The sequence below is a fragment of the Pseudomonas sp. NBRC 111132 genome, assembly GCF_001320565.1.
GTDB classification, from domain to species: domain Bacteria; phylum Pseudomonadota; class Gammaproteobacteria; order Pseudomonadales; family Pseudomonadaceae; genus Aquipseudomonas; species Aquipseudomonas putida_P.
In genome coordinates this window covers 32,317-58,838 of sequence record NZ_BCBI01000039.1, presented here as the reverse complement: position 1 = coordinate 58,838, position 26,522 = coordinate 32,317, and the positions used below count along the sequence as shown (strand labels likewise).

At 63.9% G+C, this 26,522-nt stretch carries 26 protein-coding genes; 13 read left to right on the top strand and 13 right to left on the bottom strand.

Annotation, left to right across the window (positions count from 1 at the left end; all coding sequences use genetic code 11):
- Positions 1-159: 159 nt before the first annotated feature.
- Entirely contained in the window at positions 160-1,023 is an 864-nt protein-coding gene (locus APH35_RS18680; protein WP_060515246.1) for a universal stress protein, read from the bottom strand.
- Between the two features lie 152 nt (positions 1,024-1,175).
- Between APH35_RS18680 and APH35_RS18675 the strand changes: the two genes are divergently transcribed.
- Positions 1,176-1,793 (top strand): tRNA-(ms[2]io[6]A)-hydroxylase, encoded by a 618-nt coding sequence (locus APH35_RS18675; RefSeq protein ID WP_012271474.1) that lies wholly within the window; start codon positions 1,176-1,178, stop codon positions 1,791-1,793.
- A 22-nt stretch (positions 1,794-1,815) separates the two neighbouring features.
- Here APH35_RS18675 and APH35_RS18670 read toward each other — a convergent pair whose 3' ends face one another.
- Entirely contained in the window at positions 1,816-2,136 is a 321-nt protein-coding gene (locus tag APH35_RS18670; protein WP_012271475.1) for a DUF883 family protein, read from the bottom strand.
- Positions 2,137-2,264: 128 nt separating this feature from the next.
- On the opposite strand from APH35_RS18670, the gene APH35_RS18665 reads away from it, so the two are divergent.
- On the top strand, positions 2,265-2,528 hold the full coding sequence (locus APH35_RS18665) for a hypothetical protein (RefSeq protein ID WP_012271476.1): 264 nt from the start codon (positions 2,265-2,267) through the stop codon (positions 2,526-2,528).
- Positions 2,529-2,546: 18 nt separating this feature from the next.
- Here APH35_RS18665 and APH35_RS18660 read toward each other — a convergent pair whose 3' ends face one another.
- Positions 2,547-3,029 (bottom strand): LEA type 2 family protein, encoded by a 483-nt coding sequence (locus APH35_RS18660; RefSeq protein WP_012271477.1) that lies wholly within the window; start codon positions 3,027-3,029, stop codon positions 2,547-2,549.
- Positions 3,030-3,164: 135 nt separating this feature from the next.
- Between APH35_RS18660 and APH35_RS18655 the strand changes: the two genes are divergently transcribed.
- Both APH35_RS18655 and APH35_RS18650 read left to right on the top strand, forming a co-directional pair.
- Complete coding sequence (locus APH35_RS18655; protein ID WP_012271478.1) at positions 3,165-4,289, top strand: sigma-70 family RNA polymerase sigma factor; 1,125 nt, start codon at positions 3,165-3,167, stop codon at positions 4,287-4,289.
- 147 nt (positions 4,290-4,436) lie between these two features.
- Positions 4,437-6,863, top strand: coding sequence for a TonB-dependent receptor (locus tag APH35_RS18650; RefSeq protein ID WP_060492977.1), 2,427 nt, complete (start codon positions 4,437-4,439; stop codon positions 6,861-6,863).
- 40 nt (positions 6,864-6,903) lie between these two features.
- Here the strand turns inward: APH35_RS18650 and APH35_RS18645 are convergent, their stop codons facing one another.
- Positions 6,904-7,794, bottom strand: coding sequence for a LysR family transcriptional regulator (locus APH35_RS18645; RefSeq protein WP_060492976.1), 891 nt, complete (start codon positions 7,792-7,794; stop codon positions 6,904-6,906).
- Between the two features lie 102 nt (positions 7,795-7,896).
- Here APH35_RS18645 and APH35_RS18640 point away from each other — a divergent pair, with 102 nt between their 5' ends.
- From APH35_RS18640 to zapE, 5 genes are all read left to right on the top strand, one after another.
- Positions 7,897-8,976 (top strand): polyamine ABC transporter substrate-binding protein, encoded by a 1,080-nt coding sequence (locus APH35_RS18640; RefSeq protein ID WP_060515245.1) that lies wholly within the window; start codon positions 7,897-7,899, stop codon positions 8,974-8,976.
- Positions 8,977-9,001: 25 nt separating this feature from the next.
- On the top strand, positions 9,002-9,967 hold the full coding sequence (gene speB / locus APH35_RS18635) for an agmatinase (RefSeq protein WP_060515244.1): 966 nt from the start codon (positions 9,002-9,004) through the stop codon (positions 9,965-9,967).
- 227 nt (positions 9,968-10,194) lie between these two features.
- A complete protein-coding gene (locus tag APH35_RS18630) occupies positions 10,195-10,512 on the top strand; it encodes a hypothetical protein (protein WP_060515243.1) in 318 nt (105 codons plus the stop codon).
- 22 nt (positions 10,513-10,534) lie between these two features.
- On the top strand, positions 10,535-11,686 hold the full coding sequence (locus APH35_RS18625; RefSeq protein ID WP_012271484.1) for a PQQ-dependent sugar dehydrogenase: 1,152 nt from the start codon (positions 10,535-10,537) through the stop codon (positions 11,684-11,686).
- Positions 11,687-11,786: 100 nt separating this feature from the next.
- Complete coding sequence (zapE, locus tag APH35_RS18620; protein WP_060492973.1) at positions 11,787-12,893, top strand: cell division protein ZapE; 1,107 nt, start codon at positions 11,787-11,789, stop codon at positions 12,891-12,893.
- Between the two features lie 32 nt (positions 12,894-12,925).
- On the opposite strand, the gene APH35_RS18615 is transcribed toward zapE, so the two are convergent.
- The 6 genes from APH35_RS18615 to trhP all read right to left on the bottom strand — a co-directional run bounded on the left by APH35_RS18615 (position 12,926) and on the right by trhP (position 18,861).
- Positions 12,926-13,924: an alpha/beta fold hydrolase gene (locus APH35_RS18615; RefSeq protein WP_060515242.1), complete on the bottom strand. Its 999-nt coding sequence runs from the start codon at positions 13,922-13,924 to the stop codon at positions 12,926-12,928.
- A 75-nt stretch (positions 13,925-13,999) separates the two neighbouring features.
- On the bottom strand, positions 14,000-14,437 hold the full coding sequence (locus APH35_RS18610; protein ID WP_012271487.1) for a YqaA family protein: 438 nt from the start codon (positions 14,435-14,437) through the stop codon (positions 14,000-14,002).
- Positions 14,437-14,865: a DUF411 domain-containing protein gene (locus APH35_RS18605; RefSeq protein ID WP_012271488.1), complete on the bottom strand. Its 429-nt coding sequence runs from the start codon at positions 14,863-14,865 to the stop codon at positions 14,437-14,439. The genes APH35_RS18610 and APH35_RS18605 overlap by 1 nt, the downstream gene beginning before the upstream one ends.
- Before the next feature lie 14 nt (positions 14,866-14,879).
- Positions 14,880-15,755 carry a copper resistance protein B gene (locus APH35_RS18600; RefSeq protein ID WP_060515241.1) on the bottom strand — a complete coding sequence of 292 codons (876 nt, stop codon included), beginning with the start codon at positions 15,753-15,755 and terminating at the stop codon, positions 14,880-14,882.
- A complete protein-coding gene (locus APH35_RS18595; protein ID WP_374701344.1) occupies positions 15,748-17,445 on the bottom strand; it encodes a copper resistance system multicopper oxidase in 1,698 nt (565 codons plus the stop codon). The genes APH35_RS18600 and APH35_RS18595 overlap by 8 nt, the downstream gene beginning before the upstream one ends.
- Positions 17,446-17,526: 81 nt before the next feature.
- Entirely contained in the window at positions 17,527-18,861 is a 1,335-nt protein-coding gene (gene trhP, locus APH35_RS18590) for a prephenate-dependent tRNA uridine(34) hydroxylase TrhP (protein ID WP_060492971.1), read from the bottom strand.
- A 133-nt stretch (positions 18,862-18,994) separates the two neighbouring features.
- On the opposite strand from trhP, the gene APH35_RS18585 reads away from it, so the two are divergent.
- A complete protein-coding gene (locus APH35_RS18585) occupies positions 18,995-20,059 on the top strand; it encodes an AI-2E family transporter (protein ID WP_012271492.1) in 1,065 nt (354 codons plus the stop codon).
- Positions 20,060-20,110: 51 nt separating this feature from the next.
- Entirely contained in the window at positions 20,111-21,520 is a 1,410-nt protein-coding gene (locus tag APH35_RS18580) for an aminotransferase-like domain-containing protein (RefSeq protein ID WP_060515239.1), read from the top strand.
- Here APH35_RS18580 and panB read toward each other — a convergent pair.
- The 3 genes from panB to APH35_RS18565 form a co-directional block, all read right to left on the bottom strand.
- Positions 21,508-22,323 carry a 3-methyl-2-oxobutanoate hydroxymethyltransferase gene (gene panB / locus APH35_RS18575; RefSeq protein ID WP_060515238.1) on the bottom strand — a complete coding sequence of 272 codons (816 nt, stop codon included), beginning with the start codon at positions 22,321-22,323 and terminating at the stop codon, positions 21,508-21,510. The genes APH35_RS18580 and panB overlap by 13 nt on opposite strands.
- Before the next feature lie 146 nt (positions 22,324-22,469).
- Positions 22,470-23,297: a phosphonoacetaldehyde hydrolase gene (gene phnX, locus APH35_RS18570; RefSeq protein ID WP_060492969.1), complete on the bottom strand. Its 828-nt coding sequence runs from the start codon at positions 23,295-23,297 to the stop codon at positions 22,470-22,472.
- A gap of 34 nt (positions 23,298-23,331) precedes the next feature.
- A complete protein-coding gene (locus APH35_RS18565; protein ID WP_012271496.1) occupies positions 23,332-24,438 on the bottom strand; it encodes a 2-aminoethylphosphonate--pyruvate transaminase in 1,107 nt (368 codons plus the stop codon).
- A gap of 112 nt (positions 24,439-24,550) precedes the next feature.
- On the opposite strand from APH35_RS18565, the gene APH35_RS18560 reads away from it, so the two are divergent.
- Together APH35_RS18560 and APH35_RS18555 are read left to right on the top strand one after the other, a co-directional pair.
- Entirely contained in the window at positions 24,551-25,414 is an 864-nt protein-coding gene (locus tag APH35_RS18560) for a LysR substrate-binding domain-containing protein (RefSeq protein ID WP_060492968.1), read from the top strand.
- A gap of 38 nt (positions 25,415-25,452) precedes the next feature.
- Positions 25,453-26,475, top strand: a complete 1,023-nt coding sequence (locus APH35_RS18555) for an AraC family transcriptional regulator (protein ID WP_012271498.1) — start codon at positions 25,453-25,455, stop codon at positions 26,473-26,475.
- The last annotated feature ends 47 nt before the right edge of the window (positions 26,476-26,522 follow it).

The window sequence follows — 26,522 nt, the reverse complement described above, 5'->3', positions numbered from 1 at the left end:
GGGCCTGCGCGGTCCCTGTAGGAGCGGCCTTGTGTCGCGAAAGGGCCGCGAAGCGGCCCCAGATTTCAGCTTTGATGCATAAATTTCTGGGGCCGCCTTGCGGCCCTTTCGCGACACAAGGCCGCTCCTACAGGGACCGCGCCAATCGTGGCAATTGCGTCAGCCGCGGGCCAGTTCGGCCTGGTGGGCGATGGCTTCTTCGCTCTTGAGCACCAGCACATCGCCCTCCAGTTCATCCAGCACCACCTCCGAAGTATTGCCAATCAACGCCCCGGAAATCCCCGTGCGGCATACGGTGCCGATCACCGTCACCACCGCATCAAGCTTCTTCTCGGTAAACGGGATCAGCACATCCGCCGGCCCTTCAGCCACATGCAGGCAGTCTTCGCTGATGCCGTATTCGGCCTGGAACGCCTTGCAGGCTTCGCGGTAGCGGTTTTCGATGGTCTCGCTCAACTGGTACGTCGGGTCCGAGGCCGACAGCATTGGCGACGGGTGGGCACTGATGACATGCAGTTCGCCCTTGGCCAGCCCGGCGATGGCATAGCCATGGTCGATGATGCTCGCATGCAGGCGGCGGTGGTCGTCGTCCTGGTTGCCCACGTCCACCGCAGCCAGAATCTTGCCCCCGGTCCACGGCCGTTCGCTCTTGACCATCAGCACCGCACACGGGCACTGGCGCAGCAGCTTCCAGTCACTGGGGGTGAGCAAGGCTTTTTTCAGCGGGTTGTCCGGGCGGTGTTCCTTGATCACCAACTCGCAGCCCTCGGCCTGCTGCACATAGATGATGGTGTCGTGCAGGTTGTCGCGCCAGGCCTCCTCGTGGGTGACGTTGTCGTACCCGTCATCGTGCAACTGGCTGCTCAGCAAGCTAAGCAGTGCGTGGTGGTCATGCTTCTTGTCGCACATCAGCAGGTGCAGGCGTGCGCCAGTGACGCCGGCAATCAGCTTGGCCCGGGTCAGCGCCCGGCTGTGGGCGTGCTCAGGGTCGAGGACGACGAGGATGCTGCGGACGGCTTGCATGGGCGTGAACTCCCTCAAAGGTGGCGACCAATGCCTGACTATAGTCGGCGCTTCCCCCGCTGGCGCTTGATATACGTCAAGCATAGTCACTGGCGCCACCCGCCGCCGTCGGTATAATCGCCGCCTCTGCCTGTTCCTGTGGTTGCACGTTTATGTCCCTGATCCCCGAAATCGACGCTTTTCTTGGTTGCCCGACGCCAGATGCCTGGATCGAAGCGGCGCTCGCCGACCAGGAAACCCTGCTGATCGACCACAAGAACTGCGAGTTCAAGGCCGCCAGCACGGCCCTGAGCCTGATGGCCAAATACAACACGCACCTTGATCTGATCAACATGATGTCGCGCCTGGCCCGCGAGGAGCTGGTGCACCATGAGCAGGTGCTGCGCCTGATGAAGCGCCGTGGTGTGCCGCTGCGCCCGGTGTCGGCGGGGCGCTATGCGTCGGGGCTGCGCCGCCTGGTGCGTGCCCACGAGCCAGTGAAACTGGTGGATACGCTGGTGGTGGGGGCGTTCATCGAGGCGCGCAGCTGTGAGCGCTTCGCTGCGCTGGTGCCGCACCTGGATGAAGAACTGGGCCGCTTCTACCACGGTTTGTTGAAAAGTGAAGCGCGCCACTATCAGGGCTACCTGAAACTGGCGCACAACTACGGCGATGAGGCGGACATCGCCCGCCGTGTGGAACTGGTGCGCGCTGCGGAAATGGAACTGATCCAGTCACCGGACCAGGAGCTGCGCTTCCACAGCGGTATACCCCAGGCGCTGGCCGCCTGAGTCGCAACAGGCGGCCCTGGGTTCAGTCGCGCCGGCCCAGCAACAGGCCGATCACCAGGCCGAGGCCGGCGGAAATGGCCACGGTCTGCCAGGGATGGCCGCCGATATAGTCCTGAGTGGCGTCCACCACCGGTTGCGCCTTGTCCCGCACATTGCCTGCGGCCTGGCGCGCCTGTTTCAGTTTGAGGCTGACCTGCGCCCGCAGGGTTTCTGCTTCTTCGCCCACCAGGGCGGCACTGTCGTTCAGCAGTTTTTCCGATTCTTCGATCAGCGATTGCAGTTCGCTGAATACCTGGTCCTTGATCTGATCGCTGTCCGCCAGCGTGGCGTTTTTCCGGGCCATGAACTCGTCCTCGTCGATGGGGGGTGTGAACAATGGATACCGCCACGTCGGGAAAGTTGCGGCGGCTTTCCGATGTTGCGTTGCCTGGGTGTAAGATAGCGGCCATTTTCAAACCTGCAGGTACCTTCATGAGTTTCAATCTGGCCAACATGAGCTTCGAGGAACGGGCGCAGATCGAGGCAGAGAAGGCTCGGCTGTTCGAGATGTGGCAGAACAACCTGGGCAAGGCCAAGGGCGATGCGGCCCGGCTGATTGCCGAAAAGCCACGGCGCAAGGGCAAGTGGGCCGAGTGGGTACGCGCCGAACTGGACGCCATGACGCCGCCCGAGTACGCCAGCATGGTGCGCAGCGAAGTCAACAAGCTGATGGCCGCGGCCAGCGCCAACCGCTGAGCACACCCCACCGGGCGTTTACCAGTAAGCGCCCTTGGGCAGGTCCAGCTTGCCCTCGTCGGTAAAGCGCACGGTGCCCAGCGGCCCGCCGGCCAGCTTGCCGCGCAGCGTGTAGGGCAAACCCTGCAGCGACTCTACCTTGCCCAGCCCATAGGCCTGGCGCAGGAAGGAAAACGCCGTGATGCTGACGGGCACCACGATTACCGCTTCGTCATATCGGCCAATATGGCCCTGCTGGTCGCTGACCCCGGCCGCTAGCGGCTGGCCGTTGACTTCCAGGTTGATGGCGACACCGTTGTAATCGATCGGCGCCTCGTTGGGGTTCTGTACCCGCATTTTCACCGCCATGCGCAGCTCCAGCTCCTGGCCGGGCAGTGGCTCGATGCCGATCACGCTGATGTTGACCGGGTCGCGTGGCTGGAACAGGGCGCAGGCTCCTAGGCCATACGCCATCAGCAGGACGAGAAACAGGCGGATACAGTGGTGCAGGCGGGCAGTCATTGAGGGCGACCTTGCCAAAGTGAGCGAACGGTTAGTGTGGCAAATGCGCGTCGGCGTTGAAAGTATCCTCGCAGATGAAAGATACTGTTTCTCATTAACGTCCGATAACTCATCTTACTGGCAGTTTCCAAACCCATGCTGACGTCACCCGTGTCGGGCCTGCTGGCGACTTTCCAGGAGCACTACGACGACCTGTTGCAGTTCTTGACCCGGCGCATGAGCGACCGCCAGCGCGCCGCCGACGTGGCGCAGGAAACCTATCTGAAACTGGTGAACATCGACGAGCAGGCGGTGCCGGTGTTGCATGCGCGCAGTTTCATCTTTCGCGTGGCCGGCAACCTGGCAATCGATGCCTTGCGCCGCGAGAAGCGCATCGCCGCCAGCCACGACGACAGTGACGGCGCCTGTGAGGTGGCCTGCCCGGCACCGGCGCCCGAGGCGGCATTGCTGGCCCGCGAGCGCCTGCGGATTCTTGACCAGGCGCTGTTGCAACTGCCCGACAACGCCCGCCGGGCGCTGTTGCTCAACCGCGTCGAAGGCCTGACCCAGAAGCAGATCGCTCAACGCCTGGGCGTTTCCGAGAGCATGGTGGCGAAGTACATCGGCCAGGCGCTGCGCCATTGCCGCGGTTGGCTTAAGCAGGCGGGTGTGGCGGCGTCCGTGGTGGTGCTGGTCGCCGCCGTGGCGGGTTGGCGGCAGGCGCCGATGCTGCTGGCGGATTACCACACTGCTGTCGGCGAGCGGCAGATCATTACGTTGGCTGATGGCACGCGGGTGACGCTGAACAGCGCCAGTGCCATGAGCGTCGTTTTCAGTGAGCATGAGCGGCGTGTGGTGCTTGATGCCGGTGAAGCATTGTTCGAGACCGCTGCTGATTCACGGCCGTTTGTGGTCGATACCGCCGGTGAGCGGGTGCAGGGCACTGCCGCGACCTTCAGCGTGCGCCGCGATGGCCACGTGGTGTTGGCGCACGGTGAGGCCAAGGTAGGTCAACGCGAACTGGCGGTAGCGGCCGATGCCGGCATGCAAATGGCCTGGCAGCGCGGCAAGCTGATCTTCAACGGCAAGCCGCTGGGGCAGGTACTGGAGGAGCTTGAGCGATACCGCCATGGGCGCATTGTGCTGTCCGACAGCAAGCTGGCGGCGATGGAGGTGAGCGGGGTATTTGATCTGGATGAGCCTGAGGCCCTGTTGCGGACGCTGGAGCAGCGATATGGCCTGAAGGTTACCTACCTGCCGTGGTTGGCCGTGGTGTATTGATCGGCCTGCAGCGACCTCGTCGCAGTACAGAAATAAAAATATTTTCCATTTGGCACTGCAAGTTCGTGCAAGCCAGATCGTCGTAGTGGGACTGATCAGCAACCCATTCTCATTTACGACTTGTCAGGAAGCTCATACGTGCCTCTGATGCTCAAGCCCTTGCACCGCCGTCGCGGTTCTCTTCACCACGCCCTGATGTCCTGCAGTGCCCTGGCCATGCTGGTCGGTCCGCTGCATGTGTGGGCCGCGACGACCACCGAACAGACCCAGATGCAGGCTCGCCAGGTTCAGCTCGACGTGCCAGCCCAACCGTTGGGCCAGGCCCTGACCACTTTCGCCGATCAGGCTGGCCTGCACCTGTTGTTCACCACGGGTGATGTCGCAGATCAGGCCAGCCCGGCGTTGCAGGGCAGCTACAGTGTCGAGCAGGCCCTGCAGCAGCTGCTGGCCGGCAGCGGCATGAGTTGGCAGTTCAGCGATGCCCGTACGGTCACCCTGCGTAAAACCGAGGCCGCGCCGCAGGCGGTCAACCTCAAGCCGATCGAAGTCAGCGTGGCCTCGCGCACCAGCACCGCAATCAGCGAAATCCCCGGCACCGTCTGGGTGGTCGAGCAGCAGCAGTTGCGCGAGCAGATCGACAGCGGTGTCAGCCTGAAGGAAGCCATCGGCAAGCTGGTGCCGGGCCTCGACCTGGCGCCGGAAGGGCGCACCAACTACGGCCAGAACATGCGCGGGCGCAACGTGCTGGTGATGATCGACGGGGTCAGCCAGAACAGCTCGCGCGGCCTGTCGCGCCAGTTCGACAGCATTTCGCCGTTCAACGTCGAGCGCGTCGAAGTGTTGTCGGGTGCCAGCGCCATCTACGGCGGTGGCGCCACCGGCGGCATCATCAACATCGTGACCAAGAAGGGCGAGCCCGGCCCGGCGCGGTTCGAGACCCAGCTGGGCGCCAGCAGCGGCTTCAACAACAGCGACGACCTGGCCACTCGCTTCGCCCAGTCGATCAGCGGCGGCAACGAGCGGGTCAATGCCCGGCTGGGTATCTCCGGTGAGCAGAACGAAGCCTTTTACGATGGTGCAGGCGACCAGATCTTCATCGACAACACCCAGACCGACCTGCAGTACAACCGCACCATCGATGTGCTCGGTACCTTGGGCCTGCAGTTGAACGACCAGCAGAGCCTCGACCTGTTGGCCCAGTACTACGACTCGGGCAACCACGGCAGCACGGGTATCTACTTCCCCAACCTCAACTACAACGCGCCGTCAGACCTGGAAGACGCCGAGCTGCGCAGCGGTTATTCGTCGGACCTGGAGCCGCGTACCCGACGCTTGTTGCTGAACGCCAATTACCACCACAACGACGTGCTGGGCCAGGATTTCTACCTGCAAGCCTCGTACCGCAAGGAAGACGACAACTTCTACCCGTTCCCGTACTACAACCGTGCCACGCCCACCGGTTCGCGCGGGGTGTACTTTGCTGCCTCGCAGCAGAACTTCGAGGTCACCAGCCTCAAGGGGCTGTTCGCCAAGCAATGGGACACGCTGAAGCTGACCTACGGCGTCGACCTGGACCGCGAGCGGTTCAACGCCGAGCAGACCACCTTCAATGCCCTGACTTCGTCCGAGTCGGGCGGCCTGGAGATGGAAAAGGACAGCAAGGCGGCGCGTTACCCCAGCTATCGGGTCGATGGTGTGTCGGTGTATGCCCAGCTGGACTGGCACGCCACCGACAACCTGACGTTCTCGGGCGGCGCTCGTCGCCAGCAGATGGACGTGGATGTCAGCGACTTCAAGGGCGTACCGGGCGGCAGCAACGACTACCAGGTGAACCTGTTCAACGTCGGTGCCATCTACGATTTCAAGAACGGCCACCAGGTGTGGACCAACTACGGCGAAGGCTTCGACCTGCCGGACCCAGCCAAGTACTACGGCAAGCCGGGCCTGAGCGTGGCCGACAACCCGCTGGCTGGCATCAAGAGCCGCCAGGTGGAGCTGGGCTGGCGCTATGCCGACCTGGACTGGGATGCCCAGGCAGCGCTGTACTACATCTGGTCGGACAAGATCATCAACGTCGATTCGCAAACGCTGACCATCAACGTGGAAGAGCAGAAGAGCCGCGACTTTGGCTTTGAAGGTGCGCTGACCCGGCACTTCCAGGCCGGTTGGGAAACCGGCGGCACCTTGCACCTGACCCGCTCCGAAGAAGAGGCTGCAGACGGTGGCTGGATCAAGCGTGATGCCCGCTATGCTTCGCTGTCCAAGGCCACCGCGTTCGTCGGCTGGAAGGGCGATGGCCGCAGCGCGCGGTTGCAGGCCAACCATGCTTTCAGCCTGAAGGACGATGCCGACCATGAGATCGACGGCTACACCACCTTCGACTTGCTTGGCAGCCAGGACACCGGTTTCGGTACCTTCAGTGCCGGCATCCAGAACCTGCTGGACAAGCAGTACAGCACGGTCTGGGGGCAGCGTGCGACGCTGTTCTATTCACCGACCTACGGGCCAGCGTACCTGTATGACTACCAAGGGCGTGGGCGCACCTACACGCTGACCTGGAGCATGGCTTACTGAGTGTTGCAGCCTGAACTGGCCTCTGTGGGCGCGGGCCGGTTCAGGCAAATGCTGCCAGCAAGTCCTGCGCAAACGCCTGCTGTGCTTCACCAACCCCCTGTGCCCGGTGCCGGGCCAGGGTAAACGGCACCACGAAATCCAGCCCCGGGTCCAGCGCCCACAACAACCCCTCGGCCTCCCAGTCCTGCGCGCAGTGGCATGGCAGGTAGCCGATATGCCGCCCCGACAGAATGAACGTCAGCACGCTCTCGATCTGCTCCGCCACCGCCATGCTGCGCTGGCTCTGGAACGGCTCACCGCCTTTGAGAAAACGGTACGGATGGCGCACCTGGTCCATGTCCAGCAGCCGCTCAAGCCCAACCCCCGACTCGCCGAACAGCACATGCCCTTTGCCGCAATACAGCCGTTGCCGCTCCTCGAACAATGGCTGGTAATCAAAGGCCGCCTGGTTGCCGGAAAAGTAGCTGATGGCACAGTCCAGCCGCTGCTCCAGCAACAACCGCTCAAGCTCCGCTGGCGGTGCACTGATCAGCTCCAATTGCACCGATTCCTCTCGCTTGCGAAACGCCGCAATGGCCGCCGCCAGCTTCAGGCTGACTGCCTTGTCCTGGTTTTCCGCCAGACCGATGCGCACGTTGCCCAGCAACCGCCCAGCAACGCCGTTGGCCTGCTGGCGGAACTGCTCGATGTTCAGCAGCAGGCCACGCGCCGCCTCCAATAACAATTCACCTTTGTCCGTCAGGCGAAAACCACCCTTGCCACGGCTGCACAGGCGGTAACCCAGGCGAGCCTCCAGCTGTGCCATGCGCTGGCTGATGGTGGGCTGGCTCAGGCCCAGCACGCCTTGCGCGGCGCTGAAGCCACCGGCCTGGACTACAGTGACGAACAGCCGCAGCAGGTGCAGATCGGGGTCGTGCAATTGTCCGAGCATTACATTGGTCCTGGTGAATGTCAGCTTTGCAAACTTGCCATTTCTGCAATGTAACCCGGCTGGCATGCTCGCGGCATCCACCCATTAGCCGAGGTGTCCGCCATGCGTCGATCGTTGTGCTTGTTGTCCCTGGTCCTGGCCTTGCCGTTACAGGCGCAAGAAAAGGTCGTGAACCTCTATAGCTGGGCCGACTACGTTGCCCCGCAAACCCTTCAGCGCTTCGAGCGAGAAACCGGCTACAAGGTGCGCTACGACACCTTCGACACCACTGAAGTGCTGGAAACCAAGCTGCTGACCGGTGGTAGCGGTTACGACGTGGTGGTGCCGTCAGCTACCGTGCTGGCCAGGGCGCTCAAGGCCAATGCCCTGCAACCGCTCGATCCCCAGGCCATGCCCGGCTACAGCAATCTCGACAAGGACCTGCTGGCCAAGCTCGCCGAGGCCGACCCCGGCAACCGCCATGCCGTGCCGTACACCTGGGGAACGCTGGGCCTTGGGGTGAATGTGGAGGCCGTGCGCCAGCGCCTGGGCGATGTGCCGCTCGACAGCCTCGACCTGCTGTTCAAGCCCGAGTACGCCAGCCGTCTGAAGGACTGCGGCATTGCCATGCCCGATTCGCCACAGGAAGTGATAGGGGTTGCCCTGAACTACCTGGGCAAAGACCCTTACAGCCAGAACAAGGATGACCTGGCTGCCGCGCAGGACCTGCTCAGCCAGTTGCAGCCGTCGATCAGCTATGTCGCCAATGGCCGGCAGATCAGCGACCTGGCCAATGGCAGCGTGTGCCTGGCGCTGACCTATAACGGTGATGCGGCAATGGCCGCCGACCAGGCCCGCCGTGCCGGCAAGCCGTTCGAGCTGATCTACCGCATCCCCCGCGAAGGCACGCTGGTGTGGCAGGACAACCTGGTCATTCCAAAAGACGCCCCGCACCCCGAGGCCGCGCGAGCGTTCATTGCCTTCATGCTCAAGCCCGAGTCGGTGGCGGCGCTGACCAACACGCTGTTCTTCGCCAATGCCAACCAAGCCGCCACACCACTGGTGGACGAAGTGGTGCGCAACGACCCGGACATCTACCCACCCGCCGAGGTACGCCAGCGCCTGTTCGCCGACCGCAGCATGGCCTTGGCCGATTTGCGCCAGCGTAACCGCCTTTGGACGGCTTTCCGCAGCCGCCAATGAGACATGACAACCAAGGAGCCCGACCGTGGAGCAAGCCGCAAGCAACGACCAGGCGATGACCCGCGACAGCCTGTATGGCACTGCCGCCGAAAGTACCTACGCCGGTATTACCAGTTTCTCTCGCCGCCGCTACAGCCGCGATTTGCGGGGTGTGGATGTGGTGGTCAGCGGTGTGCCGTTCGATACTGCCACCAGCAACCGCCCCGGCGCGCGTTTCGGCCCACGGGCGATCCGCGCCGCTTCGGTGCAGCAGGCCTGGGCCCGGCACTGGCCGTGGGCGTTCGACCCCTTCGACCACCTGGCGGTAATCGACTTTGGCGACTGCCCCTTCGACAGCGGCACGCCGCAGTCGGTGCCGGACAGCATCGAGGCCCATGCAGAGCATATCCTGCAGGCGGGTTGCGCCATGCTCACCCTCGGTGGCGACCACTTCATCAGCTACCCGCTGCTAAAGGCTCACGCCCGCCGCCATGGCCCGCTGGCGCTGATCCACTTCGATGCCCACAGTGATACCTGGCCGGACGAGGAGGGCAAGCGCATCGACCACGGCACCATGTTCTGGCATGCCGCCCGCGAAGGCCTGGTGGACCCGGCTCACTCGGTGCAGATCGGCCTGCGCACCACTAATGACGACAGCCAGGGCTTTGCCATTCTCGACGCCCGACAGGTGCACCGCCAAGGCACCGAGGCGGTGATTGCAGCGATTCGTCAGCGGGTGGGCGAGCGCCCGGTGTACCTGACCTTCGACATCGACTGCCTCGACCCGGCCTATGCGCCTGGCACCGGTACGCCGGTGTGTGGCGGGCTGAGCACGGTGCAGGCGCTGGAGATCCTGGGTGGGCTGCGCGGTATCAACCTGGTGGGCATGGACCTGGTGGAAGTGGCGCCGGCTTATGACCATGCCGATATCACGGCGCTGGCGGGGGCGACGCTGGCGATGGAGATGCTGTGTCTGTATGCCGCCCGGCATAAAGTGGATAAGGGCCAGTAACTTGGAGCCGCGTTGCGGCCCATCGCGATGCTAGGCCGCTGCTAGAAGCGAGCGCGTGCCCCCTGTAGGAGCGTCCTTGCGTCGCGATGGGCTGCAATGCAGCCCCATGGGCGCATACTGAAACATCAGGAATCATCTCCATCCATATTCACACTTTTGCCGCGAACCCTTCGCGCCTTAGGCTATCAAACCGACCAGGCGCGGCATTTTCGTACAGGAGGTGAAGCATGACCCCGACATTGCCCATCCTGGCCCTCGGCCTGGCTTTGTGCCTGCCCGCGCACGCAGCCCTGCAGCAGCCTTTGCAGCTCGCCGCCGGCAACAACAACCCCTACAACAGCCCGATCCAGCGCGCCAACCCCAACAGCCGCCAGGGCAGCATGCCGGCCACGCCACCGGTGCGCGGCCCGTCCACCGACCCGTACCAGCGTACCCCCACGCTGGACAACCGCGGCATCGGCAACGGCGACAACCTGCGCCGCCAGCAGCAAACCCCGAACCTGGAACCCACCCGGCCACCGCGCGACAATCCGCGTGCGCCATAAGCCCGATTGAAAGGAATCCTGCATGCTTCGAGCACCCTGGCTTGCCACCCTGACTGCCGCCGCGTTGCTGCCCTTGTTGGCGCAGGCAGCGGCGGAACAGCAGTTTCGCAGTGAAGAAGGCACCTTGACCGTCAGCACCGTTGCCGATGGCCTGCGCAACCCTTGGGCACTGGCGTTTCTGCCGGGCGGCAAGGACATGCTGGTGACCGAACGCACCGGCAACCTGCGGCTGGTCAATGCCGAGGGCAAGGTTGGCCCGCCGATCAGTGGCGTACCCAAGGTCTGGGCCGAAGGCCAGGGCGGCTTGCTGGACGTAGTGCTGTCGCCGGAGTTCGGCAAGGACCGCACCGTGTACCTGTCGTACGCCGAGGAGGGCAGTGATGGCAAGGCCGGTACCGCCGTGGGCCGTGGCCAGCTGTCTGAAGACCGTGCCCGGTTGGAGAACTTCACGGTGGTTTTCCGCCAGCAGCCCAAGCTGTCGGTGGGTAACCACTTCGGCTCGCGCCTGGTATTCGACCGCAACGGCTACCTGTTCATTGCCTTGGGCGAGAACAACCAGCGCCCCACTGCCCAAGACCTGGACAAGCTGCAAGGCAAGATCGTGCGCATCTTGCCGGACGGCGAAGTGCCCAAGGACAACCCCTTTGTCGGCAAGAGCAATGTGCGGCCGGAGATCTGGTCGTACGGCCACCGCAACCAGCAAGGCGCCGCGCTCAACCCTTGGACCGGCAAGCTGTGGACCCACGAGCACGGCCCGCGTGGCGGCGACGAAATCAACATACCCGAACCCGGCAAGAACTACGGCTGGCCGATTGCGACCCATGGCATCAACTACTCGCTGCTGCCGATCCCCGAGGCCAAGGGCAAGCACGTCGACGGCATGGTCGACCCGCACCATGTGTGGGAAAAGTCACCCGGTATCAGCGGCATGGCGTTCTACGACAGCCCGACGTTCAAGGCCTGGGACCACAACCTGTTCATTGGTGCGTTGGCCACTCAGGAACTCATCCGCTTGCAGCTGAAGGGGGACAAGGTGGTGCATGAGGAGCGTTTGCTGGGTGACTTGAAGGCGCGTATTCGCGATGTGCGGGTGGGGCCGGATGGGTACCTGTATGTACTGACCGATGACAAGGATGGGGCGTTGCTGAAGGTGGGCTTGGACGGCGACGCCTGACGCGCTCTCTTTGTGGGGGCGGTCAGTGCCAGCTCTGGAGTTTCATACACAACAGTTGCACCCACAATGTGTGCTCTGCACCCGCAGTGTAGAATGCGGCATGGCTACCGACCCCCAATCCTGCTACCAGCAAGCCCTGAACACCCAGGGCTTTGTCGCCGACCCCGCCCAGGCCCGCGCCGTCGAGGCCCTGCAAGCTTGCTTCCAGGCCGTCGAGCAAGGCCGCCCCACCCAGGGTATCTACCTCTGGGGGCCGGTGGGCCGGGGCAAGACCTGGCTGATGGATCAGTTCCACCGCTGTCTGCGCCTACCCAGCCGGCGCCAGCACTTCCACCACTTCATGGCCTGGGTCCATCAGCGCCTGTTTCAGCTTAACGGCACTGCCGACCCGCTTCTGGCCCTGGCTCGGGACTTGGCCGGGCAGATCCGTGTGCTGTGCTTCGATGAACTGTTCGTCAACGACATTGGTGATGCGATCATCCTCGGCCGCCTGTTTCAGGTTCTGTTCGACCAGGGTGTGGTGATTGTCGCCACTTCCAACCAGCCACCCGAGCAGCTCTACCGCGATGGCTTCAACCGCGAGCGGTTCCTGCCGGCTATTGCCGCCATCCAGCGGCACATGCAGGTACTGCCGGTGACGGGCGAGCAGGACCACCGTCTGCACCCCGGTGCAGAGCGGCAGCGCTACTGGGTAGCGGAGGCGGGGCAGGCCAGCCAGTTGGGCGGGGTGTTCTGCCAGCTTAGCCCGGAAGACAGCGGCACTGATCGGCCATTGGTGATCGGCTCCAGGCAGGTTCAAGTGGTGCGGCGCAGTGAGCAGGCTATTTGGTGCCGCTTCGCCGATCTGTGCGAACAACCTTTGGCGGCCATGGAGTTCATGGCCTTGTGCGATCAATTTCCCGCGATTTTGCTATCCGGCATACCGGCGCTGGGTGGTGAGCAGCGGGCGGGGCGTATTGCCCGCGGCACCGAGGATGGCGCGGCGCGGGTGGTGGCAGGCGACCGTGAACTGCCGGCACTGTCACCCAAGGATGACGCGGTACGCCGCTTCATTGCCCTGGTCGACGAATGCTACGACCGCCGTGTGGCCTTGTACCTGGAAGCACAGGTGCCGCTCGATGCCCTCTACACCCAAGGGTACTTGGCCTTTCCGTACCAACGAACCCTGAGCCGGCTTCGGGAGATGCAACTGCAACGCTTTGCCTGAAAAGGCGCCCAAGCATGCACCCGACTACGGGCTTACTTGTTCAGCCACTCGACCAAGGTACGGTTGAACCGCACCGGCTCCTCGATCTGCGGTGCATGCCCCATGCCTTCGAAGGTGATCAGTTCACCTTTGGGGATCAGCTTGGCCACCTGTGGCCCCAGCTCTGCATACTTGCCCAGCTTCGCCTTTACTTCCGGCGGCGCGATATCGCTGCCGATGGCCGTGGTGTCCTTGTCGCCTATCAGTAGCAAGGTCGGCATCTGCAGGTCGCTGAACTCGTGGTACACCGGCTGGGTGAAGATCATGTCGTAGATCAGCGCCGAATTCCACGCCACGGCTTCATGCCCCGGCCCTTTGTTCAGGCCCACCAGCATTTGTACCCAACGCTCGTATTCCGGCTTCCAGCGGCCGGCGTAGTAGGTCTTGCGCTCATATTCGCGCACCCCCTCGGCATCCAGCTTGAGCTCGCGGGCATACCACTGGTCCACGGTGCGGTAGGGCACGCCCAGGGCTTTCCAGTCTTCCAGGCCGATCGGGTTGACCATGGCAAGGCGTTCAACTTGCTGTGGGTACATCAGCGCGTAGCGGGTGGCGAGCATCCCGCCGGTGGAGTGGCCGAGCACGGTGGTTCGCTTCACGCCGAGCTGCTTGAGCAGGGCATGGGTATTGTCCGCCAGTTGCTGGAAGCTGTACTGGTAATGCGCCGGTTTGCTCGATGTACAGAAGCCGACCTGATCGGGGGCGATGACCCGGTAGCCGGCCTTGCTCAGGGCGTCGATGGTGGTTTCCCAGGTGGCGGCGCAAAAGTTCTTGCCGTGCATCAGCACCACGCTGTGGCCGTTGGCCTGGCCCTGGGCGGGCACGTCCATGTAGCCCATCTGCAGGGCCTGGCCCTGAGACTTGAAGTCGAAATGCTTGAGGGGGTGTGGGTAGTTGAACCCTTGCAGTTGTGGGCCGTAGGTGGGCGACTCGGCGGCGATGGCCGAACTGCCGGCCAGGCAGGCCAGAGCCAGGGCGGTTGCGCGCAGCATGTGGGCACTCCGTGTAGGGCCATGTAGGAATGGGCGACTTTAGCAGCCAGGCGCGGGCCGGAAACGTGAAAGGTGTTACCAGCCGTGAAACCAGCCCAGGGTAATCATGGCCAGCACCGCATAGCGGCCGGCCTTGGCCAGGGTCACCAGCAACAAAAAGCGCCAGAACGGCTCACGCATGATCCCGGCGATCAGCGTCAGCGGGTCGCCGATCACCGGCATCCAGCTGAGCAGCAATGACCATTGCCCCCAGCGCTGGTAGCGCTGCTGAGCACGCTCCAACTGGGTAGCACTGAACGGGAACCAACGCTTGTCACGCAGGTGCTCAATGGCCCGCCCCAGCAGCCAGTTGACTACCGAACCCAACACATTGCCCAGGGTGGCGACCAGCAGCAGCGTCGCCCAGGCCTCGGGCTGGCGCAGCAACAGGCCGACCAGTACGGCCTCCGATTGCAGCGGTAGCAGGGTGGCGGCGCCAAAGGCGCTGAGGAACAGCGCCCACAGGCTGAGCATCAGTAGTTGGCTACAACGGTGTCCTGGCCCTCCTGGGTCACACCGATAACCTGGTAGGCATCCTTGTGGTCACCCATTTCCATGCCCGGCGAGCCCATGGGCATGCCCGGCACGGCCAGGCCCTTGAGGTCGCTGCGCTTGGTCAGCAGGCGTACCTGCTCGGCCGGTACGTGGCCTTCGACGAACTTGCCGTCGATCACCCCGGTATGGCACGACGCCAGCCGTGGCGCCACGCCCAGACGTTGCTTGACCGCGCTCATGTTCGGCTCGACGTGGTCGTTGACGGTGAAGCCGTTGTCCCGCAGGTGGCTGATCCAGGCCTTGCAGCAGCCGCAGTTGGGGTCGCGGTAGACGTCGATGGTCTCGGCGGCCTGGGCCAGGCCGGTGACGGCCAGCAGGCCCAGGGTCAGCAGGTGTTTGCGCAGCATGGTGAAGCACTCCTTTAGAAACGCAGGCGGATACCGGCGACCAGGCGGGTCTGGCCTTGGTCTTCGCCGTCTTCGCGGGCCTGGTCGGCACGCGTGCCGTGCAGGCGGTTGAAACTGACCCCGACGTAGGGGGCGAAGCCGCGCGTGATTTCGTAGCGCAGGCGCAGGCCCACTTCGCTGTCGGCCAGCCCCGCGCCTTGCTCGCGCCCGGCGTCATTGCGGCCGTAGAGGTTGGCTTCCAGGGTCGGTTCCAGTATCCAGCGGTTGGTCAGCAGCATAGCGTAAGCGGCTTCCAGGCGCAGCGCGGTCTGTTGCCGCTCGCCGGCATAAGCGGTGGCTTGCAGCTCCAGGCCGTACAATGGCGTGCCCTGGATACCGAAGGCGGCCCAAGCCTGGCCGCTGGCTGGCTTGAAGTCCTGGCGCACGCCGGCCACCAGCTCCCACCACGGGCTCACCGCATGGCCCCACAGTGCCTGCAGCTCGGCCTTGTGGGTCTTGCCCTGTTCGCGCTCGCCTTCACTGCGTAGCCACAGGCGGTCGATATCGCCGCCGACCCAGGCGGTGGCATTCCAGTTCAGGGCACTGCTGCTCTCGAAGTTCTGGTATTCGAGTTTGTCCACGACCACCGCCCAGTTCAGCGCCCTGTCATGCACCTGGTGCCCGGGCAAAGGTGGGAAGGCGGCGCGGCGGTCGGCGTCGGTGATGGCTGGCAGCGGCGTGCGAGGCTGGCTGGGGGTTGCCTGGCCATGGCCCATGCTTTCATGGTTCATGGTGCCGTGCTCCATGCTGGCGTGGTTCATGTGTGCCATGCCAGCGGCCATCGCCCGTTCGCTGGCGAGCAAGGTCAGCAGCGTCACGCCAGCCATGATGCTTTTGCGGGTGTCATTCATCGACGCGTACCTCGCGGAACATGCCGGTCTCCATGTGGTAGAGCAGGTGGCAGTGATAGGCCCAGCGGCCCAACGCATCGGCGGTCACCCGGTAGGAACGGCGGCTGCCGGGCGGGATGTCGAGGGTGTGCTTGCGCACCAGGAACTGGCCGTGCTCGTCTTCCAGGTCGCTCCACATGCCGTGCAAGTGGATGGGGTGGGTCATCATGGTGTCGTTGACCAGGGTGATGCGGACCCGCTCGCCGTAGGTCAGGCGCAACGGCTCGGCATCACTGAACTTGATGCCGTCGAACGACCAGGCGAAGCGCTCCATGTGGCCGGTCAGGTGCAGCTCGATGTCTCTTGATGGCGTGCGGCCGTCGGGGTCGGGGTAGGGGCTGCGCAGGTCGGCATAGGTGAGTACGCGGCGGCCATTGTTGCGCAGGCCGATACCAGGGTCGGCCAGGTTGGCGCGTGGGGCCATGGTCTGCATGTCCACGAGCGGGTTGTCGGTTTCGCTGGCCGGGTGTTGCTGCATGGCCGACATGGCGGCGTGGTCCATGCCGGCCATGTTGCTGTGGTCCATGCTGGCCATGGCGCCCATGCCACCGTGGCCCATGTCATCCATGCTCAAGACCGGGCGCGGGTCGGGTGCAGGCATTGGCGCCTGTAGCCCGGCGGCGCGAGCCAGGGTGCCGCGGGCGAAGCCGGTGCGGTCCATGCTCTGGGCGAACAGGGTGTAGGCAGGTTGGTCGCCCACGGTCACCAGCACGTCGTAGGTCTCGGCCACGGCAATGCGCAGTTCGTCCACGCTCACCGGCGTCACCGGCAAGCCGTCGGCGGCGATCACCGTCAGCTTAAGCCCAGGGATGCGGAAGTCGAAATAGGTCATGGCCGAAGCGTTGATCAGCCGTAGACGCACGGTCTCGCCCGGCTGGAACAGGCAGGTGAAGTTGCCCTCCGGCGGCTGGCCGTTGAGCAGGTAGGTGTAGGTGGCGGCGCTGATATCCGCCAGGTCGGTGGGGCTCATGCGCATGCGTGCCCAGGCCGTGCGCTCGGCGACGGTCGGGCTCCAGCCCTTATCGGCAACGTCGTCGATGAAGTCGCCGACGGTGCGCTTGTGGTAGTTGTACGCGTCGGACTGTTTCTTCAGCGTGGCCATCAATTGCTCCGGCGCCTGGTCGGACCAGTCGCTGAACAGCAGCACATGGTCGCGCTGGTAGCGATGCGCTTCGGGCTCGCGTGGTTCGATCACGATCGCCCCGTATACCCCGGCCTGTTCCTGCAGCCCCGAATGGCTGTGGTACCAGTAGGTGCCGCTTTGGCGCAGGGTGAACTGGTACCGGTAGTCGCCGCCGGGCTCGATGCCGGCGAAGCTCAGGCCAGGTACGCCGTCCATGTTGGCCGGCAGGATGATGCCGTGCCAATGGATCGAGGTGTCCTGTGCCAGGCGGTTGCGCACGCGCAGGGTCACGGTGTCGCCTTCGCGCCAGCGCAGCAGAGGGCCGGGCAGGCTGTTGTTGATGGTCAATGCGGTGCGCGGGCGGCCAGTGATGTTCACCGGCGTCTGGCCGATGAACAGCTCGAAGTGCTGGCCGGCCAGGTCACGGCCTTCGGCGGCCTGGGCCAGCGGGCGCCACAGCCCCAGGCCCGCCAGTGTGCTGGCGGCGCCCAGGCCTTTGACGAAGGTACGGCGGGAGGGGTTGCGCAACATGGCGTGGCCTCATGCGGGAGAGCCACGATGTTCGCTGCCGCCGCCTGTCAGGCAGCTGAGGTGCACATTACAGCGCTGTCAGCTTGCGGCCTCGTCAGCGCCGAGGTCGCGCATCAGCAGGCCGTAGTCGAGGGTTACCTGCTCCGGGATCGGCAGATACACCACATGGCCATCGCCCGGCGCCACCTCGATGGCCTGCTGCTGGCGGTCGCACAGGCGGTGCAGGTCGAAGTGGTAATTGCCGCGCGGGGTCATCAACTCCAGGTGGTCGCCCACGGCGAAGCGGTTTTTCACCTTGACCTCGGCCAGGCCGTCGACGCGCACGCCGGTCAACTCGCCAACGAACTGCTGACGCTCGGACACGGAATTGCCGCGCTGGTAGTTTTGGTACTCGTCGTGCACGTGGCGGCGCAGGAAGCCTTCGGTGTAGCCGCGTTGTGCGAGCGATTCGAGGTTGCCCATCAGGGCGCGGTCGAATGGCCGCCCGGCCACCGCGTCGTCGATCGCCTGGCGATACGACTGCACTGCGCGGGCACAGTAGAAGTGCGATTTGGTGCGGCCCTCGATTTTCAACGAATGCACGCCCATCCCGGCCAGGCGCTCGACGTGCTGGATGGCGCGCAGGTCCTTGGCATTCATGATGTAGGTGCCGTGTTCATCTTCGAACGCCGGCATTTCAGTGCCAGGGCGGTTGCTTTCCTGCAGCAGGAATACCTGCTCGGTAGGGGCGCCCAGGCCCAGGGTGGGCTGCACTTCGCGCACGATATCGCCGGTGGCGTTCTCGGTGGCGGGCGTGGCGTCGTACTTCCAGCGGCAGGCGTTGGTGCAGGTGCCCTGGTTGGCGTCACGCTTGTTGAGGTAGCCCGACAGCAGGCAGCGGCCGGAGTAGGCCATGCACAGGGCGCCGTGGACGAACACCTCCAGCTCCATGTCCGGCACCTGCTGGCGAATTTCTTCGATCTCTTCCAGCGACAGCTCCCGCGACAGGATCACCCGGCTCAGGCCCAGCTGCTGCCAGAATTGCACACTGGCCCAGTTGACTGTGTTGGCCTGCACCGACAGGTGTACCGGCATCTGCGGGAAGTGCTGGCGCACCAGCATGATCAGGCCGGGGTCGGACATGATCAGCGCGTCTGGCGCCATCTCGATCACGGGCGCCAGGTCCTTGAGGAATGTCTTGAGCTTGGCATTGTGCGGGGCGATGTTGACCACCACGTAGAAGCGCTTGCCCAGGGCGTGTGCCTCCTGGATGCCCAGCGCCAGGTTGGCGTGGTCGAATTCGTTGTTACGCACTCGCAAGCTGTAGCGCGGCTGGCCGGCGTAGACCGCGTCGGCGCCGTAGGCAAAGGCGTAGCGCATGGTCTTGAGGGTGCCGGCGGGGGCCAGCAATTCGGGCTTGGCGGTAGGGTTCATGTGCGCACCGGGGCAAAAGGCGCGGATGCTAGGGCCAGTGGCAAACACGCGTATTGATTTGCATCAAGGGAGTAACGGCACTTTTAGCCAGCCGGTGAGCACTAATATCCCAGAAGCCACGCGAGAACCTGCGATGAACGAAACCGCGCTACAGAACAAAGCCCTGGCCGTACTCCTGGCGCTGGTGACCATCGCCTTCTTCTGGATCCTGCTGCCGTACTACGGCGCCATCTTCTGGGCGGTGATCCTTGGCATCCTGTTCGCCCCGCTGCAGCGCCACCTGCTGATACGTTTCGGACGGCGGCGCAACCTGGCCGCCGCCGCGACCACACTGGTGTGCCTGCTGGTGGCGATCCTGCCGGTGATCATCACCAGTGCGCTGCTGGTACAAGAGGGCGCCACGCTGTACCAGCGCATCGAAAGCGGGCAACTGGACATCGCCGGATACGTCGAGCACGGCAAGGACATGCTCCCGGCATTCGCCCAGCATGGCCTGGACAACATGGGCATGGGCAACCTCGACGGGTTGCGCGACAAGATCACCAAGTGGGCAACCCAGGGTAGCCAGGCACTGGCTAGCCAGGCGTTCAGTTTTGGCCAGGGCACATTCGAGTTCGTGATCAGTTTTGGCATCATGATGTACCTGCTGTTCTTCTTCCTGCGTGAAGGGCCCGAGGTGGCCCGTCGGGTGCGGCTGGCCGTGCCACTGCCTGAGCACCAGAAGCGCCGTTTGCAGCTGAAGTTCAACCGTGTGGTGCGGGCGACCGTGAAAGGCAACGTGCTGGTGGCCATTACCCAGGGCGCGCTGGGCGGTTTAATCTTCTGGGTGCTGGATATTCCGAGTGCATTGGTGTGGGCGGTGCTGATGGCGTTCTTGTCGCTGCTGCCGGCGGTAGGCGCTGGGATCGTCTGGGCGCCGGTGGCCGCGTATTTCCTGCTGACTGGGGCGATACTGCCTGGGGTGATCCTGACCGCGTTCGGTGTGCTGGTGATCGGCCTGGTGGACAACCTGCTGCGGCCGATCCTGGTGGGCAAGGACACACGCATGCCAGACTATCTGATCCTGGTGTCGACCCTGGGCGGGCTGGCGGTGTTCGGCCTCAACGGCTTCGTGATCGGGCCATTGATCGCGGCGCTGTTCATGTCCAGCTGGGGGATCTTCGCGGCAACCAAACCCCAGGTGCAATTACCCCAGTAGGGGTTTACCGACGTGCCCAAGGTTGGGTTCAATGCCGTCCCTGGCGCCGTTATGGAAAACAGCCAAATCGACAAGCCCAACTTTACCTACCAGGCGGTCTACCGCTACTTGCTCGACAGGATCGAGGCCGCACCTGCCGATGTGGAGCAGCGTCTGCCGTCGCTGCGCCAGCTTGCGCGGCAATTGCATGTTTCGGTATCGAGTACCCAGTACGCCTATGCGCTGCTCGAAGACGAAGGGCGGGTGTATGCTCGGCCAAAGCAGGGCTACTTCAGCCGAGCCCGTCCCACCGCCATCTGTGTGCTGCATTCGGAAAACCTGCTCGACACCGTATTCGCCAGCGCCCGACAGCCGGGTATGTTGGCCTTGGGCAGCGATGCGCCGGCCATGTTGCTGTCGCTGCAGCAGCCGCTGCTGATGATCGAGCGCGAACTGGCGCGTCAATACCCGCATTCTTTGGCGCCGCTGTATCAGCCCTTCGGTGAGCCCGAGTTGCGCACGGTACTGGCCGACCACTACACCCGCTCGGCACAGCAGTACTGGAGCGCCGATCACGTGTTCATCGGCGCGGACCTGCGCAGTGTGCTGGAAGTGTCCTTACGCGCCCTGGGCCTCGAAGGCCAGCTGGCATTGGTGGAGTCGCCCTGCAACTGGGCAGTGCTGAGGCAATTGCAGGCTGCGCGCATGACCATCATCGAAGTGCCCTTGGGTGATGACGGGCGTTTCGATTTGCAGCAGGTTCACCGGCTGTTGCGCGATCAGCCGATACGCCTGGCCGTGCTGTCGTCGGCGGCCAACGTACCCCAGGGTGGTCTGATGCCTGCGTCAGACAAGCAGCTGGTCTGCCGCTGGCTTGCCAAGCACGCTGTGTGGCTGTTTGAAAACGATGGCTACGGCGAGTTGTGCTTCCACGCCGGAGCACCGCGCTACCGGGACTTCGCCGACCCTGACCGGCTGCTGGTGTTTTCGACCTTCGACAAACTGATTGGCGCAGAGGCGCCCTTTGGCTACCTGCTTTGTCGCAAGCAGACCGAACGCTTTCAGCAGCTGTTCCTGGAACGAGCCTTTCGCTTGTCGCCGATCCGCCAAAGGGCCATCGCCCGGCTTTTCACCTCGCGTCGGGTCGAGTTGCATGTGCAGCGTTTGCTGCCGAAGTTGCGCGAGCGTTTACAGCAGATGAGGCGGCTACTGGAAGCGCACGGCCAGGGCTGCCTGCGCATCGCCGAGTCGCAGGGCGGGGCCAGCCTGTGGCTGCAGGCGACCCGGCCGGTGGATATGCGCCGGGTCTTCGAGCGGTTGCTGGCGCAGCGTATCGTCATTGCGCCCGGTGAAATTTTCAGCCAGTGCGGCCTTTGGCGCAGTCATCTGCGGCTGTGCTGCACGGTGGACTGGAGCAAGGATATCGCCCAGGCGCTGCAATGCCTGGTCAAGGCCATCGAGGATGAACTTCACACTCCGTAACAATGGTGCATGGCAGGGAAGGTGCCGTCGCGCACCTCATCAGCGTAGCGGGCGCAGGCTTCACGGATTGCCAGGCCGAGGTCGGCATACTGCTTGACGAAGCGTGGCACGTGCGCGCCACCGAGCCCTAGCAGGTCTTCGGTGACCAGCACCTGGCCATCGCAGGCGGGGGAAGCGCCAATGCCGACAGTGGGTTTGTCGGTGGCCTGGGTGATGGCGCGGGCCACGGGTTCGGCTACGCCTTCCAGCAAAAGGCTGAAAGCGCCAGCGTGCAGGTTGGCTTGCGCGTCGGCCCGTAACGCTGCAGCGCTGTCCGGGCTCAACCCCTGGGCTTTGTAGCCGCCCATGGCATTGACGAACTGCGGCATCAGGCCGATGTGCGCCATGATCGGTATCCCTCTTGCGACCAGGAACTCGACGGTGCTGGCCAACGCCTGGTTCGCTTCCAGCTTGAGTGCGTCGCAGCCGGTGCTGGCCAATACTTGGGCACAATTGCGAAACGCCTGCTCGTGGGATTCCTGATAACTGCCGAACGGCATGTCGGCGATCACGCAGGCCAGGCGGGTGCTGTCGACCACGGCGCGGGTATGGGCGATGGTTTCGTCCAGGCGCATACCCAGTGTGGACGGGCGGCCATAGCCGACCATGGCGGTGGAGTCGCCGACCAGGATGAAGTCGACCAGCGGATCGATCACCCGTGCGATCGAGCTTGAGTAAGCGGTGAGCGAAACGATCTTCTGTCGGCCTTTCATGGCCACCAGTTGCGGCACGGTGAGACGGCTGTTGCGGGTGTGTGTGCTCATCGGGGGTTGGGCATCTCAGAACAGGGATGGCCCATTTTTGGCAACTTGCGGCGGCAACTCAATGTACAGATTCAGGCTGAAAAGCAACCCAGATCAGTCGCGAGATGGTTGACTGAAAAGGGCCGCGAAGCGGCCCCATGGACGGGTCAGAAGGTTTGCGGCATCTCGCCTTTGGCCAGGCGCCGGTTGATGTCGGCAATCACTTCGGGCAGTTCATTGATGGTGTCGATCAGGTAGTGCGGGCGGGAACCGGCGAACAGCGCATGGATGCGTTGGCGCTCGCTTTCCAGTTTCTCGGCACTCAGTGCCCGGAAACCTTCCCAGGTCAGCCCCAGCGCGTTGCCCGAGCACACCAGCGCCACGGTCCACATGCCGGCACGGCGGCCTTCGAGAATGCCTGGCACGGTGTCGTCGACCTTCACGCAGGCCGCTACATCGTCGATGCCCAGCGCGATCACGTTGGCCAGGGCCTGGGCCGGCCACGGCCGGCCGTTCGGGGTTTCGTCGGTGGCCACCACGTGGTCCGCCACGTAGCCGTTCTGTGCTGCCAGTTCCACCACCTTGTCCATGACCACTTTCGGGTAGCCCGAGCATGAGCCGATCTTCAGCCCGTCCTGGCGCAGACCGGTCAAGGTCTCAAGGGCACCAGGGATCAGTGCCGAATGTACGGCGATCTTCTCGATTTGCAGCGGCATGAAGCGGTTGTAGATGGCCGTGACGTCATCGTCGGTCGGGGTACGGCCAAACACCTTGCGGTAGCGCTCGGCAATTTCCGGCACGTCGCACAGGGTGCGGATATGGTCCCATTTGCCCATGCCCATCGGGCCACGGGCTTCTTCGATGGACACCTGCACATCGAATTCGGCGAAGGCTTCGACGAAGATCTGGGTTGGAGCGAAGGAGCCGAAATCGACCACGGTGCCGGCCCAGTCGAGGATGGCGGCTTGCAGCTGGGTTGGGTTGCTGTAGTTCATGTGCGCTAATTCCTGAATTCGGGTGGGCAAAGGGTCAGATGTCCAGCACTTCCATTTCCCGCAGCACTTGGGCTACGGCATTCACGGCGGCCTGCATGCCGTCCGCCCCGACCACACCGATGCAGCCGACGCGGAAGGTTTCGACTTGGGTCAGCTTGCCTGGGTAGAGGATGAAACCCTTGGCCTTGACCCGCTCATAGAAGTCCTTGAACTGATAGCGGGCATCGTTCGGTGCGTGGAAGGTGACGATGATCGGCGCCTGGATCTCGGCCGGCAGGAAGCTGCGCAGGCCAATGGCAGCCATGCCGTCGAGCAGCGTCTTGCAGTTGTCGGCGTAGCGCTGGTGGCGAGCCGGCAGGCCACCTTCCTCGTTGTATTGCTGCAGCGCTTCATGCAGGGCCGCGACCACGTGGGTGGGCGGGGTGAAGCGCCACTGGCCGGTCTTGGCCATGTAGGCGTGCTGGTCGTGCAGGTCCATGGCCAGCGAGTGGGCATTGCCTTCGGCAGCGGCCAGAGCGGTTTTTTCGGCGAAGACGAAGCCCATGCCTGGGACGCCTTCCAAGCACTTGCCGGAAGCGGCGATCAGCGCCTCGAAGGGAATTTCGCGGGCGTCGATCGGCAGCGCGCCGAACGAACTCATGGCATCGATGATCAGGCGTTTTCCGTGGCGTTTGATCACCTGAGCGATTTCGGGCAACGGGTTGAGAATGCCGGTGCTGGTTTCGCAGTGGATCAGCGCAACGTGGGTCACGGCGGGGTCGGCGGCCAGCAGGCGGTCGACGTCGGCGGCGGTGGTCGGCTGGTCTTCGGCGGTTTCGAAGGTGCTGTAGGGACGGCCCAGCACTTTGCAGATCTTCGCCAGGCGCTGGCCATAGGCGCCATTGATCAGCACCAGCACCTTGCCATCGCGTGGCACCAGGGTGCCGATGGCCGCTTCCACGGCGAAGGTGCCGCTGCCTTGCAGCGGCACGCAGTGGTGGCTGGCGCTGCCGTCGATGATCGCCAGCAGTTGCTCGCACACACTGGCGGTCAGTTGATTGAAGTCGCGGTCCCAGGAGCCCCAGTCCACCAGCATGGCTTGGCGGGTGCGGATTGATGTGGTCAGGGGACCTGGGGTCAGCAGAATCGGGGCGTTGCTCATTCCGTTATTCCTCACAAGCGGTGGGCTGAAACTATGGGGCCTAGGTTGCAATTCACGCTGCCATCAATCAAATTGTTTGTTGTTATCCCAGCTATAAGTCAGGCCGATAATTATGAACCTGTTCCAGTTGCGCGCTTTCGATGCCGTGGCCCGTGAGGGCAGCTTTACCCGTGCTGCCGAGCGTCTGTTCATCAGCCAGCCGGCGGTGACCGGGCATGTGAAGGCACTGGAGGAGCATTACCAGATCACCTTGCTGCGGCGTACTGCACGGCGAGTGGAACTGACCGAAGAGGGTACCCGCCTGGCGGCCATTACCCGCGCCATGTTCGGTCTGGCTGAAGAAGCGCAAGCCATGCTCGAGGCCAACCGCCAGTTGCTGACCGGGCGCCTGGAGGTCGCCGCCGACGGTCCGCACCGGGTCATGCCCATGCTGGCGCAGTTGCGCGAACGCTACCCTGGCATCACCGTCAACTTGCGCCTGGGCAACGCACAGGAGACGCTGGCTGCGCTGTTGTCCGAACATGCCGATGTGGCGGTGCTGACCGAGATCGAACCGCGTAAGGGCCTGTATCTGCAGAACCTGTGTGAATCGCGACTATGCGCGCTGTTGCCAGCGGGGCATGCGTGGGCCGATGGCGAAGGTGACTTACCCCTGGCCGAGCTGCACCAGCAGATCATGGTGCTGCGCGAGCCCAGTTCGACTACCCGGCGCACCTTCGACAAGGCCTGCGGCACTGCCGGTGTGCAGCCACGTGTGCAGCTGGAGCTGGACAGCCGTGAGGCGGTTACCGAGGCGGTGGCATCGCAGCTTGGCATTGGTGTGGTGTCGTCCACGGAAGTGGCCAACGACCCCCGAGTGGTGGCGCGGCCGCTGGCTGGGCAGGGCCTGGTCAACCAGCACATGGTCGGCTGCCTTGAACGGCGTCGTGAGTTACGCTTGATCCAGGCATTCCTGGGCCTGGCGGCCAGCCTCTGAGCCGGCCTAAGATGCCGACATAACCTGATGGACTGCTGATGAGCGAGAAAGACACCATTTCCATGCAACTGGTGCGCGAGGCCCTGTTGCAGACCTGCCCGGCAGGCGAGCCGGATGCTGCGTTGCTGGCGCGCGCCGGTATCGATGCCGGGCAGTTGCAAGCCCCGGATGCTCGCGTCAGTGCCGAGGCCTATGCCCGGCTCTGGCGCTTGCTGGCGCGGCGTTGCAATGACGAATTCTTCGCCATGGACCCGCGCGGCCTGCGCAGCGGCAGCCTGGCGTTCCTGTGCCGGGCGAGCATGGCACAGCCAACTTTGGGCGAGGGCCTGGAAACCGCGCTGGCGTTTCTTTCGCTGATGCTCGAAGACCTGCAGCCAAGCCTGGTGCGTCAGCAGGGCCTGGCGGAAATTGTCATCAATGAGCCGCGCGACCTGCCACGGCGTGCGTTCACCTATTTCACATTCTGGATGATCGTGCATGGAGTGGCCTGCTGGCTGGCCGGGCGACGCATTGCCATTCTGGCCATTGAGCTGCGCTGTGCCGAACCACCGTATTGTGACGATTACCGGGTGATGTTTTCCGAGAACCTGCAGTTCGAGCGGCCACGTACTCGCATGATCATCAGTGCCGACTGCCTCGACGTGCCGCTGCGCCGCAGCTCTGAGGACCTGCAGCGCTTTCTGGCCGAGGCGCCCGGCAACATCCTGGTCAAGTACCGTGACCCGGCCAGCCTGGGGCGGCGTATCCGCGCCGACTTGCTGCAATTGGACCCGTCCTGCTGGCCGGATGCCGATGCCCTGGCACGACAATTGTGCCTGTCCCCGTCCACCTTGCGCCGTCGGCTGGCGGAGGAGGGGCAGAGTTACCAGGTGCTCAAGGACAGTGTCCGGCGTGAGCTGGCCATCGCCTGGTTAAGCCAGGTCGAAGCGCCCATGGGGGAAATTGCCGAGCGCCTTGGGTTTGCCGATGGCAGTTCGTTCTACAAGGCATTTCGCAAGTGGTTCGGTTGCAACCCTGGGCACTACCGTGCACTGATTCAGGCCCAAGGGGCGGCGGGTTGAAGGGTGGTGGTTCCCACTGCCGCTGACACTGGCGTGCAGGCAGGTTG

Bases quoted from the DNA above. Each gene is read 5' to 3' on its own strand.
- APH35_RS18580 (WP_060515239.1), top strand. From the start codon at position 20,111: ATGGAAAACAGCCAAATCGACAAGCCCAACTTTACCTACCAGGCGGTC.
- trhP (WP_060492971.1), bottom strand. From the start codon at position 18,861: ATGAACCCTACCGCCAAGCCCGAATTGCTGGCCCCCGCCGGCACCCTC.
- APH35_RS18600 (WP_060515241.1), bottom strand. From the start codon at position 15,755: ATGAATGACACCCGCAAAAGCATCATGGCTGGCGTGACGCTGCTGACC.
- APH35_RS18560 (WP_060492968.1), top strand. From the start codon at position 24,551: ATGAACCTGTTCCAGTTGCGCGCTTTCGATGCCGTGGCCCGTGAGGGC.
- APH35_RS18615 (WP_060515242.1), bottom strand. From the start codon at position 13,924: ATGCTGCGCGCAACCGCCCTGGCTCTGGCCTGCCTGGCCGGCAGTTCG.
- APH35_RS18680 (WP_060515246.1), bottom strand. From the start codon at position 1,023: ATGCAAGCCGTCCGCAGCATCCTCGTCGTCCTCGACCCTGAGCACGCC.
- APH35_RS18585 (WP_012271492.1), top strand. From the start codon at position 18,995: ATGAACGAAACCGCGCTACAGAACAAAGCCCTGGCCGTACTCCTGGCG.
- APH35_RS18655 (WP_012271478.1), top strand. From the start codon at position 3,165: ATGCTGACGTCACCCGTGTCGGGCCTGCTGGCGACTTTCCAGGAGCAC.
- APH35_RS18605 (WP_012271488.1), bottom strand. From the start codon at position 14,865: ATGCTGCGCAAACACCTGCTGACCCTGGGCCTGCTGGCCGTCACCGGC.
- APH35_RS18630 (WP_060515243.1), top strand. From the start codon at position 10,195: ATGACCCCGACATTGCCCATCCTGGCCCTCGGCCTGGCTTTGTGCCTG.
- phnX (WP_060492969.1), bottom strand. From the start codon at position 23,297: ATGAACTACAGCAACCCAACCCAGCTGCAAGCCGCCATCCTCGACTGG.
- APH35_RS18625 (WP_012271484.1), top strand. From the start codon at position 10,535: ATGCTTCGAGCACCCTGGCTTGCCACCCTGACTGCCGCCGCGTTGCTG.
- panB (WP_060515238.1), bottom strand. From the start codon at position 22,323: ATGAGCACACACACCCGCAACAGCCGTCTCACCGTGCCGCAACTGGTG.
- APH35_RS18610 (WP_012271487.1), bottom strand. From the start codon at position 14,437: ATGCTCAGCCTGTGGGCGCTGTTCCTCAGCGCCTTTGGCGCCGCCACC.
- APH35_RS18650 (WP_060492977.1), top strand. From the start codon at position 4,437: ATGCTCAAGCCCTTGCACCGCCGTCGCGGTTCTCTTCACCACGCCCTG.
- APH35_RS18665 (WP_012271476.1), top strand. From the start codon at position 2,265: ATGAGTTTCAATCTGGCCAACATGAGCTTCGAGGAACGGGCGCAGATC.
- APH35_RS18555 (WP_012271498.1), top strand. From the start codon at position 25,453: ATGAGCGAGAAAGACACCATTTCCATGCAACTGGTGCGCGAGGCCCTG.
- APH35_RS18660 (WP_012271477.1), bottom strand. From the start codon at position 3,029: ATGACTGCCCGCCTGCACCACTGTATCCGCCTGTTTCTCGTCCTGCTG.
- APH35_RS18675 (WP_012271474.1), top strand. From the start codon at position 1,176: ATGTCCCTGATCCCCGAAATCGACGCTTTTCTTGGTTGCCCGACGCCA.
- zapE (WP_060492973.1), top strand. From the start codon at position 11,787: ATGGCTACCGACCCCCAATCCTGCTACCAGCAAGCCCTGAACACCCAG.
- APH35_RS18670 (WP_012271475.1), bottom strand. From the start codon at position 2,136: ATGGCCCGGAAAAACGCCACGCTGGCGGACAGCGATCAGATCAAGGAC.
- APH35_RS18565 (WP_012271496.1), bottom strand. From the start codon at position 24,438: ATGAGCAACGCCCCGATTCTGCTGACCCCAGGTCCCCTGACCACATCA.
- APH35_RS18640 (WP_060515245.1), top strand. From the start codon at position 7,897: ATGCGTCGATCGTTGTGCTTGTTGTCCCTGGTCCTGGCCTTGCCGTTA.
- APH35_RS18645 (WP_060492976.1), bottom strand. From the start codon at position 7,794: ATGCTCGGACAATTGCACGACCCCGATCTGCACCTGCTGCGGCTGTTC.